The organism is Streptomyces sp. NPDC023157, from assembly GCF_055560575.1.
Map to the genome: position 1 here is coordinate 96037 of NZ_JBVHIL010000004.1, position 14210 is coordinate 110246.

General features: G+C 72.7%; 12 protein-coding genes. 5 read left to right on the plus strand and 7 right to left on the minus strand.

Annotated elements, in window-relative coordinates; all coding sequences use genetic code 11:
- Window positions 1-19 precede the first annotated feature (19 nt).
- The gene (locus ACZ3ZE_RS15390; RefSeq protein ID WP_467259357.1) at window positions 20-1525 is read right to left on the minus strand and encodes a glycosyl hydrolase; all 1506 of its coding nucleotides are present in this window, start codon (window positions 1523-1525) and stop codon (window positions 20-22) included.
- Window positions 1526-1837: 312 nt separating this feature from the next.
- Between ACZ3ZE_RS15390 and ACZ3ZE_RS15395 the strand changes: the two genes are divergently transcribed.
- Window positions 1838-3151, plus strand: a complete 1314-nt coding sequence (locus ACZ3ZE_RS15395) for a carboxylate--amine ligase (protein WP_361625387.1) — start codon at window positions 1838-1840, stop codon at window positions 3149-3151.
- Between the two features lie 182 nt (window positions 3152-3333).
- A complete protein-coding gene (locus tag ACZ3ZE_RS15400) occupies window positions 3334-4590 on the plus strand; it encodes an FAD-dependent oxidoreductase (RefSeq protein WP_442305449.1) in 1257 nt (418 codons plus the stop codon).
- 68 nt (window positions 4591-4658) lie between these two features.
- Here ACZ3ZE_RS15400 and ACZ3ZE_RS15405 read toward each other — a convergent pair whose 3' ends face one another.
- Both ACZ3ZE_RS15405 and ACZ3ZE_RS15410 read right to left on the minus strand, forming a co-directional pair.
- Complete coding sequence (locus tag ACZ3ZE_RS15405) at window positions 4659-4892, minus strand: chaplin (RefSeq protein ID WP_361175983.1); 234 nt, start codon at window positions 4890-4892, stop codon at window positions 4659-4661.
- Window positions 4893-5032: 140 nt separating this feature from the next.
- Complete coding sequence (locus tag ACZ3ZE_RS15410) at window positions 5033-5236, minus strand: hypothetical protein (protein ID WP_361175980.1); 204 nt, start codon at window positions 5234-5236, stop codon at window positions 5033-5035.
- A 118-nt stretch (window positions 5237-5354) separates the two neighbouring features.
- Between ACZ3ZE_RS15410 and ACZ3ZE_RS15415 the strand changes: the two genes are divergently transcribed.
- A complete protein-coding gene (locus ACZ3ZE_RS15415) occupies window positions 5355-6371 on the plus strand; it encodes an LCP family protein (RefSeq protein WP_361175977.1) in 1017 nt (338 codons plus the stop codon).
- Window positions 6372-6397: 26 nt separating this feature from the next.
- Here the strand turns inward: ACZ3ZE_RS15415 and ACZ3ZE_RS15420 are convergent, their stop codons facing one another.
- Entirely contained in the window at window positions 6398-8425 is a 2028-nt protein-coding gene (locus tag ACZ3ZE_RS15420; protein ID WP_467259360.1) for a thioredoxin domain-containing protein, read from the minus strand.
- Window positions 8426-8579: 154 nt separating this feature from the next.
- Window positions 8580-8975, minus strand: a complete 396-nt coding sequence (locus tag ACZ3ZE_RS15425) for a rodlin (protein ID WP_046912337.1) — start codon at window positions 8973-8975, stop codon at window positions 8580-8582.
- Between the two features lie 294 nt (window positions 8976-9269).
- Here ACZ3ZE_RS15425 and ACZ3ZE_RS15430 point away from each other — a divergent pair, with 294 nt between their 5' ends.
- The gene (locus ACZ3ZE_RS15430) at window positions 9270-12446 is read left to right on the plus strand and encodes a tetratricopeptide repeat protein (RefSeq protein WP_467259363.1); all 3177 of its coding nucleotides are present in this window, start codon (window positions 9270-9272) and stop codon (window positions 12444-12446) included.
- A gap of 124 nt (window positions 12447-12570) precedes the next feature.
- Here ACZ3ZE_RS15430 and ACZ3ZE_RS15435 read toward each other — a convergent pair whose 3' ends face one another.
- Together ACZ3ZE_RS15435 and mca are read right to left on the minus strand one after the other, a co-directional pair.
- Window positions 12571-12813, minus strand: coding sequence for a hypothetical protein (locus tag ACZ3ZE_RS15435; protein WP_442305451.1), 243 nt, complete (start codon window positions 12811-12813; stop codon window positions 12571-12573).
- On the minus strand, window positions 12806-13687 hold the full coding sequence (gene mca / locus ACZ3ZE_RS15440; RefSeq protein ID WP_361175965.1) for a mycothiol conjugate amidase Mca: 882 nt from the start codon (window positions 13685-13687) through the stop codon (window positions 12806-12808). Before mca ends, ACZ3ZE_RS15435 begins: the two co-directional genes overlap by 8 nt.
- Before the next feature lie 110 nt (window positions 13688-13797).
- On the opposite strand from mca, the gene ACZ3ZE_RS15445 reads away from it, so the two are divergent.
- On the plus strand, window positions 13798-14199 hold the full coding sequence (locus ACZ3ZE_RS15445; protein WP_361175962.1) for a DUF4307 domain-containing protein: 402 nt from the start codon (window positions 13798-13800) through the stop codon (window positions 14197-14199).
- Window positions 14200-14210: the final 11 nt, after the last annotated feature.

Consider the following 14210-nt stretch of genomic DNA (forward strand, 5'->3'; position numbering starts at 1 on the left):
CGCTCCCCTCACCGCCCGGTCAGAAGGGCCAGACCCCCTTCAGGGCGCCCTTCCAGCCGACCCCGAGGCCGTTCGTCCAGCTGGTCGAGTCCTTCACGGAGTCCTTTACGGAGTCCTTCACCGTGTCCTTCCAGGAGTCCTTCCAGGAGTCCTTGGGGACGCAGACCGGCCCGCCGATCCAGCTCTCGACCCATGAACCGAGGTTCACGGTCCAGCAGTTGGGCTTGGGCTCAGGCTTGGGTTCCGGCTTGGGCTCGGGCTTCGGCTCGGGCTTCGGCTCCGGGTTCGGGTTCGTCGGATCCGGCTTCGGCTCGGGCTTGGGCTCAGGCTTCGGCTCGGGCGTCGGCACGGGGATCGTCGGATCCGGCTTGGGCTCCGGCTTCGGCTCGGGCTTCGGCACGGGGATCGTCGGATCCGGCTTGGGCTCGGGCTTCGGCACAGGGATCGTCGGATCCGGCTTCGGCTCCGGCTTGGGCTCGGGCTTCGGCTCGGGCTTCGGCACAGGGATCGTCGGATCCGGCTTGGGCTCCGGCTTCGGCACAGGGATCGTCGGATCCGTGGGCTCCACCGGGTCCGTCGGGTCCGTCGGCTCCGTCGGCTCCGTCGGCTCCGTCGGCTCGGTCGGGTCCGTCGGGTCCGTCGGGTCGACCGGGTCCGTGGGATGCGTCGGCTCGATTCCGTACAGCATCTGACGGAACACCCGCGACGCCATCGGATTGTCGTCGCACTGCCAGACGCCGTGCGGGCAGTAATCGGTGATCGTGTGATACAGCGGCTTGTGCCGGCTCATCCATTCGAGCATGCGCCGCATGTATTCGGGGTTGTCTCCGTTCCGGAACAGGCCCCATTCCGGATAGGAGATCTGCTTTCCGTGCTCGGCCGCGAAATCGACCTGCGCCTGGAGCCCGTAGGGCTCGCTCACGTGCTGGTCGAAACTCGAACCGGGCGGCTGGTCGTACGAGTCCATGCCGATGACGTCGACCGTGTCGTCACCGGGGTAGCACTCCGTCCACGGAATCGCGTCCTTGCCCCGGCTCGGGTTGAAGTCGAAGCGGAAGGTCTGTCCGGGCACGGTGCGCATCGCGGCGACGATGCGGTTCCAGTACTTCTTCCAGGAGGTCGGGTCCGGCGCGCACCGGCTGGTGTACGTCGTGCCGTTCATCTCCCAGCCGAGGACGACGACGGTGTCCGGGGCCCCCAGGTCGACCAGGCGTTCGGCCAGCTTGCGGAAGTGGTGGTCGTAGTAGCCGGCGGCACCCAACTGCAGTTGGCGGCGGACCTCGTAGTCGGAGACGCCGGCCTCGTTGCGCTCCAGCATCGGCACGTTCAGGACGAACAGGCGGTCGGTGCGCTGGTTGCGCCAGTCCGCCCAGGCGTCGAGGAAGCCGGGCGGGCCCTCGATGTTCGACCAGACGTCGCCGGGCAGGTAGGTGTGGCCGACCCGGAGCTCGTGGCCGCCGAGCCACCGCTCCAGCTGGGCGATCCGGGCCACCCCGAGCGGGCCGGATTCCAGGAAGGCCCCCATCGCCCCGGACAGAGTCGGTTGGGGGTCCCGGGTCGTTACGGATTCGGCGGCGCGAGCCGGAGACGACAGCACGACAGATCCTGATGCGAGGAGACCGGCGGTGAACACCCCCAGCCATGCTCTCGAAGTCCGCCGCTTTCGGTCTGCCATGGCAGCTCCTTCTTCTTCACCCGCGCCACTTGACGATCCGTCAATCTGATACTCCGAAAGTATTCCTAATGAGCCGACCGAGAACTCGGCTTGGATCTGATCAATAGTCCATTAGAGGATTCTTCATCCCCCAGTTGGGGCATTCGAGACTAAGGACATGCCGTGCCGAGTTTTGACAGCCGCGTCCCCGCGGTCCTTGTGCGGCTCGACCCGAACCCCTTTCATCACGGCACGCTCGGCGCCGCGCGGTCTCTCGGACGGGCGGGCATCCCGGTCCACGCGGTGGTCGAGTCGCTCTCCAGTCCGGTCGTCCGCTCCCGCTATCTCCACGGCGCCCACGCCCGCCCCGCCGAGCCGTCCCCGGCCGAGCTCACCCGGCTGCTGCTGCGCGTCGCGGACCGGCTGCCCGGCTCCTCGGCGCGTCCCGCGGTCCTGGTGCCCCTCGACGACATCACCGCCCTGTCCCTCGCCGAGTGCCGCCCCGAGCTCGCCGAGCGCTACCTGCTGCCCGACCAGTCCCCGGAGCAGCTCGCCAGGGTCGCCGACAAGGCCCAGCTCGCCGAGACCTGCCGGACCCTGTCGCTCCCCCACCCCCGTACCGAACTGCCCGCCAGCGCCGAGGAGGCCGCCGCCATGGCCTGGTCGCTGGGGCTGCCGGTGATCGCCAAGTGGAGCCGCCCCTGGCTGCTGCCGCCCGGCGGCGGGCTGCGCAGCACGTCGATCGTCGGCTCGCTGACCGAGGTCCGTGCGCTGTACGCGCGCACTCCGCTGGCCGGCAGCCGGCTGCTGCTCCAGGAGCTGCTGCCGCCCGGCCGGGACCTCGACTGGTTCTTCCACGGGTACGTGGACTCCCGCGGCGGCTGCTCGACCGGGGCCACCGGCCGCAAGGAGCGCTCCTGGCCCGACGGCGCCGGGCTCACCGCCGTGGGCCGCTGGAGCGCGAACCCGGCCGTCGACACGATGGCCCGCGAGCTGCTCGCCGCGCTCGGCTACCGAGGCGTGTGCGACCTGGACTTCCGGCTCGACCGGGCGACCGGCGCCTACCACCTGCTGGACTTCAACCCGCGGCCCGGCGCCCAGTTCCGGCTCTTCGCCGACCGGGACGGGCTCGACGTGGTCCGCGCGCTGCACCTCGACCTCACCGGCCGTACGGTCCCGGCGCACGCCCCCGCGTACGGGCGCCGTTTCGTCGTGGAGAACTACGCGGCCCTGTCCTGCCTGGCCTCGCCGCGCCGCCGGTACGCCGCGGAGCCCGGCTCCGCGCGGCCGTTCGGCGAGCGGTTCGAGGCGGCCTGGTTCGCCGCCGACGACCTCGCCCCGGCCTTCGCGATGGTGCGCGCCTGGTGCGCCCACGCCCTGCGCAAGGGCCTCCTGACGCTCCGTCGGGCACTGCGGGGCGGGCACCCCCAGCGGCCGGCCGACGTGACGGCGCCACCGTCGGCCCGCAGCCGCTCCGGCCAGATGACCAAGCGCTGATCTCCGGGCCGCACCGGACCGGACCGCACCGCACCGCTCCGGACCGACCGACCGGCCGCGACCCACCCGGCCCCTTGCCCCCCTTGCCCCCCCCTTGCCCCCCTTGCCTCCCTTGCCCCCTCCGGCACACCCGACACACCCCCGGCGTCCTCACGACCGGAACGACGAAGGCGGAACACACGATGTACGACCTGGTGATTGTGGGCGCGGGACCCTACGGTCTCTCCGTGGCCGCCCACGCGGCGGCGCACGGGCTGAAGCTGCGCGTCTTCGGCCGCCCCATGGAGTCCTGGCACGCCATGCCCTCCGCGATGTTCCTCAAGTCCGAGCCGTGGGCCTCCCACCTCTCCGACCCGCGGGGCTCGTACGGGCTCGACGCCTACGCGGCCACCCAGGGCATCCGCGCCGAGCACGGGGTGCCGCTGCCCGTCGGGTTCTTCGCCGCGTACGGCGACTGGTTCGCCCGGCAGGCGGTGCCCGCGCTCGACGAGCGCCTGATCTCCCGTGTCGCGCCCGGCTCCGGCGGCGAGGGCTTCGAGGTGACGGCGGAGGACGGCGAGACCTTCCGCGCCCGTACGGTCGTGCTCGCCGTCGGCGTGCTCCCCTTCATGGAGGTCCCGGGTCCGCTGCGGGGACTGCCCCGCCGGTACGTCACCCACTCCAGCCACCACGGCGAGCTGGACGGCTTCGCGGGCCGGGACGTCACGGTGATCGGGGCCGGGCAGGCCGCCCTGGAGACCGCCGCGATCCTCACCGAGCAGGGCGCCGCCGTGCGGATCCTGGCCCGCTCGGACCGGCTGAAGTGGAACACGCTGCCGCCGGCGCTCGACCGCGGCACCTGGCAGTCACTGCGCGCCCCGCACACGGGGCTCGGCTGCGGCTGGCACAACCGGCTGTACGCGGACACCCCCGGGATCTTCCGGCGGCTGCCCGCCGCCACCCGCGAGCGGATCTTCGACTCGGCGCTCGGCCCGGCCGGTGCCTGGTGGCTGCGGGAGCGGTTCGGCGCGGTCGGGGACGTACGGCTGGGGCAGCGGGTCACGGCGGCGGCGGTGACCGGTGACGAGCGGCTGCGGCTCGACGTGGCGGGGCGGGGCGGGGCGTCCGTGGTGGAGACGGACCATGTGATCGCGGCGACCGGGTTCGTGCCCAGCCTGGACCGGGCGGAGGTGCTCGCTCCCGGGCTGCGGGCCGGGCTGCGCCGGGTCGGGCCCGGTGGGGCGCCCGAGGTGGGGGCGCTGTTCGAGTCGTCCTGGCCGGGCCTCTTCCTCGCCGGACTGCTCACGGCACCCTCGTACGGTCCGTCGATGCGGTTCGTGTTCGGCGCGGGCTACACGGCCGGCCGGCTCGTGAAGGGGGTGCGGCAGCGGCTGCGGGCCGGCGGGGGCCGGGTGGGCCGGCCGCGTTCGGGCACGGAGGCGGTGGCCGCCGCCCGCTGACATGACGGAGGCCGGCCCCGGGGGTGGTGGACACTCCCCGGGGCCGGCCCGTGGCCGTGACGCTGACGTCAGGCGTTGATGCAGGTGTTGAACGCGGCCGGGTTCAGGATGCCGATGATGTTCACGCTGTTGCCGCAGACGTTGATCGGGATGTGGATCGGGGCCTGGACCACGTTGCCCGAGAGGACGCCCGGCGAGCCGATGGCGACGCCCTCGGCTTCGGCGTCGGCCATCGCGGGGGTGGCGGCACCCAGGGCCATGAGCAGACCGGCGACGACGGCGGCAGCCTTCTTACAGTTCATTTCGTCTGGATCCTTTCCTACGGCGAAGACACTTCTCCGCTGCACACTCCCCAACGAACCTGCCACGAAAAGGAAACCGGCTTATCGTGGGACTTCCGTCATTCACTCATTCGCTTCCCCCGAATGCGCCGCATCGGCGCTCAACGGGGCCAGATCGGCGTGCGGATGAGCCGTTCCCATTCCCGGTCCGGCACTCCCGGCACTGCCCGTCCGGCCTGCATCCACTGCCTGGCCAGCGAGGAGTAGAGCGGGAAGGGCTCCCGGGCGGCCGGCGGCGGGTCGGCCACATATCGGCTCTTCGGAATGAAGGCCATCCGCTCCCATTTCCCGGGTTCGGGCGTCATATTCGCTCCTTCCGGTGTGGTCCCGGCATCATGACACAGCCCCCGCAGGAGAGTGATTCGCCCTCCCCATGTCGCGTCGCGTACCTGTGTGCGAATGCGTCCGATTTAACGTTTCGCCATGAAATTCCCCCGCCCAGGACGCCTCCTGTTCCTGTCCACGGCTCTGGTCGCGCTCGGTTCCGGCTCACTCGCGCTGGCACCCTCCGACCTGCCGTCGCCCAAGGGAGGCCTCAACATCCTCGTCGTCGGGATCGACTCGCGTGCGCGCGTCACCCCCGACGAGCGGATCAAGTACCACATCGGCAACCACGACTGCCGGTGCACCGACGTGATGATGCTCGTCCACGTCTCCGCGAAGAACGACCGGGTCAGCGTGGTGAGCCTGCCGCGCGACTCGCTCACCGAGTTCCCCGAGCACCGCGACCGGGAGACCGGCGAGATGCACCCGCCGCACCAGGCGAAGCTCAACAGCGCCTGGAGGGAGGGCGGGCCGTCCTTCGCCATCGAGATGGTCGAGGCCATGACCAAGACCCCGGTACACCGCTACCTGGAGATCGACTTCCGCCGGTTCATGGACTCGGTGAACGTCATCGAGGGCGTGCCGATCTGCACCAAGAAGCTCCTCAAGGACCCGGCCACCGGGATCGTCCTCAAACCGGGCACCCGCAAGGTCCACGGCGGTGAGGCCCTCCAGTACGTCCGCTCGCGCAAGGCCGACGGCCAGGCGGACTTCGGACGGATCAAGAAGCAGCACAAGTTCGTGGTCAACACGCTGCGGGAGGTCCGCGCGCACCTGTACCGGGACCCGGACTGGATGCGCTGGTTCGCCGAGACCCTGCGCGGCAGGGCGGCGGCGGAACGGGCGATCAGCGCGCCCGAGCTGCTGGCGCTGGCCGGCCGGCTGCGGAACGTCACGCCGGAGCGGACGGAGTTCGCCACCGTGCCCATCAAGAAGATCAACCCGCTCATCCCGGATGTCGGCGCGACGATCTCGTGGGACGTGCCGTACGCCGACGACATCTTCGCGAAGCTGCGCGCCGACAAGCCGCTGCCGAAGCCCCGGCCCGGCCCGCAGAGCGAGACCCCGCTGGGCGAGTACAAGCCCTCAGGGGGCAAGTCCCTGCTCTGCGACTGACCGCCCGACCCGCTGGGCGGCGACGCTCAGCGGGTCAGCGCGCGGGCCAGCTCGGCCGGGTCCGTCGTCGGCGCCTCGCAGGCGAAGTGCCGGCAGACGTACGCGGCGGCGCCCCCGGACACCAGCGGACGGCCCTTCAGCAGCGGGAACTCCGTGCTGTCGGGCGGCCCGAAGGCGAGGACCGCGCCGGGGGTGGTGGCGTCGAGGGCGGTCCGGCACAGGGCGCGGAAGGCGTCGTCGTCGCGGGTGCCGACCACGGCGATCTCGCGCGGCCCGTCGAGCAGGGCCTCGGCGACGGCCAGGCCCCAGCCGATGAAGCGGGGCGCGCGCGGCCCGAGCGCCTTGACCACGCCGAGGGCTCCCTCGGCGGCGGCCCGGTGGGGCTCGGAGCCGGTGTGCGCCGCGTACGAGAGGAGCGCTCCGGCGGCGGCGGACCAGCCGGACGGGGTCGCGTTGTCGGTGGGGTCCTGGGGGCGCCGGATCAGCGGCTCGGCGTCGTGCGCCGTGTCGTACAGCGCGCCGCCCTCGGCGGTGAACTGGTCGAGGACGATGTCCAGCAGGAAGCCGGCGAACTCCAGCCAGACGCCCTCGCCGGTGACGGAGGCGAGCGCGAGGAAGCCCTCGGCGACGTCGGCGTAGTCCTCCAGGACCCCGGCGTTGGCCCCCGCGTGCCCGTCCTTGGAGGTACGGGTCAGGCGGGCGGCGGCGTCGAGGTGGAGGCGGACCAGCAGGTCGGCGGCCTCGGTGGCCCGCTCGACCAGGTCGGGGCGGTCGAGCAGGGCGCCGGTCTCGGCGAGGGCGGCGATGGCGAGGCCGTTCCAGGCGGCGACGATCTTGTCGTCGCGGCCGGGGCGGGCCCGCTCGTCGCGGGCGGCGAGCAGCCGCTCCCGGATCGAGGCGATCCTCTCCCCGTCGGCGACCCCGGCGTCCTGCGGGAGCTGGAGGACGGAGGAGCCGTGCTCGAAGGTGCCCTCCTCGGTGACGCCGTAGTACCGGACGGCGTACGCGGCGTCGTCCTCGCCGAGGGCGGCGGCGAGCTGCGCCGGGGTCCAGGCGTAGTAGGCGCCCTCGACGTGCCGGCCGGTGCCGTCGTCCGAGTCGGCGTCGAGCGCGGAGGCGAAACCGCCCTCGGGGGTGCGCAGTTCGCGGACCATGAAGTCGGCGGTCTCCAGGGCGACCCGGCGCGCGAGCTCGCTGCCGGTGGCCCGCCACAGGTGGGCGTACACGCGGCAGAGCAGCGCGTTGTCGTACAGCATCTTCTCGAAGTGCGGCACGACCCAGTCCCGGTCGACGGCGTACCGGGCGAAGCCGCCGCCGAGCTGGTCGTAGATCCCGCCGCGGGCCATCGCCTCGCAGGTGTCGACGGCCATCTGGAGGGCGCCCTCGGCCCCCGTACGGGCGTGGTGGCGCAGCAGGAACTCCAGCACCATCGACGGCGGGAACTTGGGCGCGCCGCCGAAGCCGCCGGACTTCGCGTCGTAGTCGCGGGTGAGGCCGAGCAGGGCCTGGGCGAGCTCGGGCTCGCCGGGGACGCCGTCGCCGCCGTGGGCGAGGGAGCGGCCCGCGAGGTCCTTCACGATCCGGGCGGCGACCTCGGCGACCTCGCCGCGGCGGTCGGTCCAGGCCTGCGCGACACCGTCGAGGACCTCGGGGAAGGACGGCATGCCGTGCCGGGGCTCGGGCGGGAAGTAGGTGCCGAAGTAGAAGGGCTCGGCGTCGGGGGTGAGGAAGACCGTCATCGGCCAGCCGCCCTGCCCGGTGGCCGCCTGGACGGCCTCCATGTAGACGGCGTCGACGTCGGGCCGCTCCTCACGGTCCACCTTCACGGCGACGAACCGCTCGTTGACCAGCGCGGCCGTCTCCACGTCCTCGAAGGACTCGTGGGCCATCACATGGCACCAGTGGCAGGAGCTGTAGCCGACGCTGAGCAGCACCGGGACGTCGCGGCGCCGGGCCTCCTCGAAGGCCTCCGCCGACCAGGGCCACCAGTCGACGGGGTTGTCGGCGTGCTGGAGGAGGTAGGGGGAGGTCTCATGGGCCAGTCTGTTCGGCATGTCCCCATCCTTGCGCATCGGGGGCCCATCCGAAGGAGGCCGTCCGCGCGCCGCGAGTGGGCGGAACGCGAACGGGGCACCGATACGGAAAAGCGGCCCCGTTCCTCGCAGGTCGAATGCGAGGAACGGGGCCGCTTCACACGGGAGGCAGGCGTCAGCCGCCGACGTTCCCGTTCTGGGAGAGGACCTCGCCCAGGATGTGCGACAGAGCGTCGTCGCCCTTCTGCTGCACGGAGTTCTGGGTGCAGGTCTGGTTCGCGATCGGGTTGCCCAGGACGTCCTGGACCGCGATCGGAACACCGATGAGGGCGCCGATCGGAACCTGCGCCTCGACCTTCTGCACGTCGAAGCAGTGCAGGACGCCGCCGTTGATGAGGCCGAAGTTCGGGCTCATGTAACCACCGGTGGAGTTGCTGCCGATGGACTGCTTCGACTGGTTGCCGATGATGTTGGCGCTGCCGCCGTCGTTGCCGGCAGCCATGGCCGTCGACGCACCCATGCCCACGACGGAGGCGGCAACCGCAGCGGTGGCAAGAACCTTCTTGATCACGAGATCTTCCTTCTTGAGCTCGATGGCCCGGAACTGCTCCGTTGACCGAAGCGACCTGATCAACTGCACCGGGTGGGATTGGTTCCGGGGCGTCACCCGGACGCGCTATTCAGCACATGAACGCCATCGGACGGGAGGTCGACGGGCAGCCGTTCGGATGATCCGCGCTCGGCGCCGATTCCCTTGCCGTCACTGGGCTTTCGCACCGCTCCCTCGCATCGGCGGGCGTCCCGCAGGACACTGTTGCTCGGACTGTTCGGGCCGGATGCTTCCGGCGGGCGGAGGGGGACGCGGATGCGGGACAGCCACCGGAGCGAGGCCGAGCGGGTGTGGGAACGGGCCGTGGCGGAGGAGGTGCGGCGTTCCGCGGGCCGTGTCGACCAGGACGCGCTGCTCGCCCGAGGCCGGGCCGCCCTGGACACGATGGCGGCGTCGGCGGCGGAGGAGTACGCGGAGTACCTGCGGGCCCTGGAGGAAGGGGAGGGCGGTCCGGCGGCCTCCTCCCCCGCCGGGCTGGGAACGCCCGCGCTGGTGACGGCCGTCGCGGCGGCCGCCGCGGTCGGCGGCGACCTGGCGCTCGGCACCGCCGCGGGCACCGCGTTCGGCGCGGGCGCCGTGGTGGCGGTGGCGGGAGCGGCGGCGACGGCCCTGAAGGCGGGCGCCGGACGCCGGGCGGCGGCGCACCGCAGGGCCGGGGACCTGGGCCGGCCGGGCGGGGTGGAGCAGCTGCGGCTGCGGTGGCTGACGGCCTTGGAGGTACGGGGCGTACGGCCCTTCCTGGAGCAGCAGCGGGTGCTCCTCGGCACCGCCGGGCAGCCGCCGCAGAAGGTGGTCGAGCGGCTGCGGGGCGCGGACCGCAGTGCGGCTGCCCGGCGGCGTACCGTCCTGGAGCAGTCCTTCGGCCATCTGCCGGAGCCGGCGGGGCCGTTCGCGGGGCGGCGGGCCGAGCTGGCGGAGATCACCCGGTGGGTGCAGGCGGGGCGGGCGTCGACGGCGACCCGGCCGACGGTGGTGATGCTGCACGGGGCGCCCGGCTCGGGCCGTACGACGCTGGCGGTGCGGGCGGCGCACGCGCTGCGGGACCAGTTCCGCGGGGCGTGCGTGGTGGACCTGCGGGGCGGCGCGACGCGCGGGGAGAAGCCGCTCGCCACCCGGGAGGCGCTGCTGCACCTGCTGAACCGGCTGGGCGCGCCGCGCGAGCAGCTGCTGTTCCGGGAGCGGGCGTCGGCGGAGCAGCAGGTGCGGCGGCTCGCGGAGCTGTACCACCAGCATCTGACGGGGCTTGCGGTGACGGTGGTCCTGGACGACGCGGTCGACGCGGCGCAGGTGCGGACGCTGCTGCCGGAGCGTTCCGACAGCCTGGTGCTGGTGACCTGCCGTACCCCGCTGGACCTCGGCGCCGACGTGCCGGCCACGGTGCACGCGCTGCCGGTGACGGCGCTGGACGAGGCGGGCGCGGAGGAGCTGCTGGGCGCGGCGGAGGGCGCCGGGGAGCCGTACGACGCGGAGGGCCTCGCGCGGGCGCGGGAGCTGTGCGGCGGGCTGCCGCTGGCGCTGCGGGCGGCGGGGGCGCTGCTCGACGGGCGGGCCCCGGACACGGTCGTCGAGCTGCTCGGCGCGGCCGGCGCGGACGCCGGTCCGGTGGAGCGGGCGCTGGCCGCCGGGTACGCGGCGGGCCTCGACGAGGACGGGCGGCGGCTGCTGCGCCGGCTGCCGCTGGCGGGGCGGGCCTCGCTGGGGGCGGCGGCCGCGGGGGCGCTGCTGGGCGCTCCGGGCGCGGAAGGGGCGCGGCTGCTGCGGGAGCTCGCCGCGGCGGGGCTGCTCGACCATGTGCGCGGGGAGCGGTACCGGCTGCACGACGCGGTGCGCGGGTTCGCGGCGGCGCGGCTGGTCGAGGAGGAGGACCAGGCGGAGATCGCGGCCGCGCAGGAACGCCTGATCCGCAACTACGCGGAGCTGGCGGACGCGGTGATCCGCATGGTCGACGGGAAGATGTCGACCCGCGCCGACCGCTTCGGCGGGCACGGCTTCGGTTCGCTGGACGCGGCGCTGCGCTGGCTCGACGAGGAGTCCAGCTTCATCACGGCGACGCTGCGGCACGCGGAGGGCGTGGACCAGCAGACGGTGCTCGACCTGCTCGGCGCGCTGTGCGACTACTGCCTGCTGCGCGGCGACCTGTACCGGCTGGGCGAGATCAACGAGCTGACGGACGCGGTCGGGCAGGGCCTGCTGTCCCGCTCCGTCCAGTGGCGGACCGGCATCGCGGCCCGGCAGCTGGGCGAGCTGGACAAGGCCCGCACGACCCTCACCTCGGTCGTCTCCCTCTATCAGGAGGCCCACCAGGACGCCGGGGCGGCACTCGCCCTGTGCTCGCTCGGCATCACCCTCCACCACCAGGGCAACCTGTCGGAGGCGGCGGCGCGCCTGCGTGAGGCGCTGGCCCTCCAGGAACCGGAGTCGCTGGCCGCGGACCGGGGCTGGACCCTGCACGCCCTGGCGGCGGTGGAACGGGACCGCGCCCACCTGGCGGAGGCCCTGACGCTGCTCGACCGGGCGCTGGTCCTGCACCGCGAGAACGAGTCGCTGCACGGCGAGGCCTGGGCGCACTTCCAGCGGGGCCAGGTGTTCCTGCGGACGGGCGAGGCGGCGCGGGCCGAGGACGAGCTGCGGCTGGCGCTCGACCGGTACGGGCGCACCCACGACGGGCGCGGCCAGGCGTGGGCGCTGACCCAGCTGGCCCGGGCCCGGCTGGTCGACGGGGACGTGGCGCCCGCGGTCGACGGGCTGCGGCAGGCGCTGTCCCGGCACCGGGAGCAGGAGGACGCGCGCGGCGAGGCGTGGACCCTCTACTACCTGGGGCACGCCCTGGAGGAGCGGGGCGACCGGGACCAGGCGGTACGGGAGCTGGAGCGGGCGCGGACGATGTTCTCGCGGATGCGGGACGTGTACGGCCTGGCGTGCGCCCGGCACCACTCGGGCCGGGTCACCCGCGACCAGCGGGCCGCCCAGACCGGCAACCTCCGCAACTCCGGCTTCGCCCGCCAGCTCCTGATGGACGCCCGCGCGGACTTCCACCGCATCGGCGTCGCGCACGGCGAGGCGTGGACCTGTCTGGAGCTGGCGATCGTGGACGCCGGCAACAACCGCACGGCCCAGGCCCTGGACCTGTGTGAGGAGGCCGCCCGGCTCTTCGCCACGTACGGCGACCACCGGGGCACCGACTGGGCCCGCTTCCTGCGCTGCACGCTCCTCCCCGACCCCGACCGGGCCCGCGAGGAACTCACCGCCCTCACCGCCACCCGCCACCCGGCCCGCGACCCCCGCCTGGACGACTGCGCCGAGGCGTACGCCCTGGTCCTGAAGCGCGGCACCCCGCGCGAGACGGGCTGGCAGGCCTGGGAGCTGGGCATGGTGCCGGGGCGGCAGGCGCGGGAGGTGATGGGGGTGACGGTGGAGGCGAGCCCGGCTTGATCCGAAAGACAGGCCCTCGCCTGCCTGCGGCTATGGCTCCCCACCTGACATTGCGGACACGCCCTGGTCCCGGGCAGCACCCGTACGGGCCCCGGCATGCCGGGGCCCGTACGGGTGGGTGGGGTTACTTGTCCGCCGGGCCCGTGGGCGGGGCGGCGGGGCCCGCGGTGGCCGGGTCGGGGGTCTCGATGAAGTCGATCTTGTGCATGTGGCGGTTCATCGACTTCATCAGGCCCCAGACGGCCAGCGCCAGCACGGCGAAGACGACGAACCCGAGGACGCCGGGGGTCACCTTGTTCTTGTCCAGTTCTTCGGCGGCGAAGGGGACAAGCTGGGTCATTGCCAGGTGTGCGCTCATGCTAGGCATTCTCGCGGATGCCCGCGAAGAGATCTTGCTCGGGGATGGAGGTGGCGACGAGGGACTTGCTGAGCTCGTACTCCTCGGTCGGCCAGACCTCCTTCTGGATGTCCATCGGGACCCGGAACCAGCCGCCGTCGGGGTCGATCTGGGTGCGGTGGGCGATGAGCGCCTTGTCGCGGATCTCGAAGAATTCCGCGCAGGGGACGTGGGTGGTGAGGTTGCGCGGCTTGCCGCCGAACTCGTCCCAGCGCTTGAGCCAGTCCCCGTACGGCGACTCCAGGCCGCGCGCCAGGAGGGCGTTGTGCAGGGCCTCGGTGCGCGGGCGGTTGAAGCCCTGGTTGTAGTAGAGCTTCTGCGGCTGGAAGGCCGCGCCGAACTCCGCCTCGGGGTACTTCTCGGTGTCGGCCGCGCCGTCGAAGGCCACCATCGTGATCTTGTGGGTCATGATGTGGTCGGGGTGCGGGTAGCCGCCGTTCTCGTCGTAGGTCGTGATGACCTGCGGACGGAAGGTGCGGATCCGGCGGACCAGCTCGCCGGCGGCCTGGTCCACGTCCGCGAGGGCGAAGCAGCCCTCCGGCAGCGGCGGCAGCGGGTCGCCCTCGGGCAGGCCCGAGTCGACGAAGCCCAGCCAGTCCTGGCCGACGCCGAGGATCTCGCGGGCCTCGTCCATCTCCTTGCGGCGGACCTCGTGGATGTTGGCCTCGATATAGGGGTCGCCCTGGAGCTTGGGGTTCAGGATCGAGCCACGCTCGCCGCCCGTGCAGGTCACCACGAGGACCTCCACCCCCTCGGACACATACTTGGCCATCGTCGCCGCGCCCTTGCTCGACTCATCGTCGGGGTGGGCGTGAACGGCCATCAGTCGCAGCTGCTCAGTCAAGACTCGATCCTCAGTGATTCGTCGCCTAGGGAGGTCTCTATAGTGACGGAATCGGGGGAGGGAAAATTCCGGGCCCCCGGCCGGGGGTTCGAACGGCGAAGGGAACGATCATGAGCGCGGTGCGAGAGCAGCTCCCCGAGGGGCGCTACGGCCGCTCCGCGGACGAGCGCGCCGACCGGAAGCTCAAGATCGTCGGCGCCGTGCTCGGCACCCTGTTCCTGGCCATGATCGGCTGGTTCGGCTGGCACTACGTCGGCGGCACGAAGATCAGCGCCGAGATGATCAAGTTCGACGTGGTGAGCGACACCGAGGTCCAGGTCCACCTGGAGATCCGCAAGGACGCCGACGCCACGGGCGTCTGCACGCTGCGCTCCCGCTCCGAGGACGGCGCCGAGGTCGGCCGCAAGGACGTCCCCGTCGACGAGACCGGCGGCCGCGTCGACAAGGTCTACTCGATCCGTACGACCGCGAAGGCGACCAACGCCGAGCTGCTGGGGTGTACGGCGCGGTAGCGGTGGGTAGG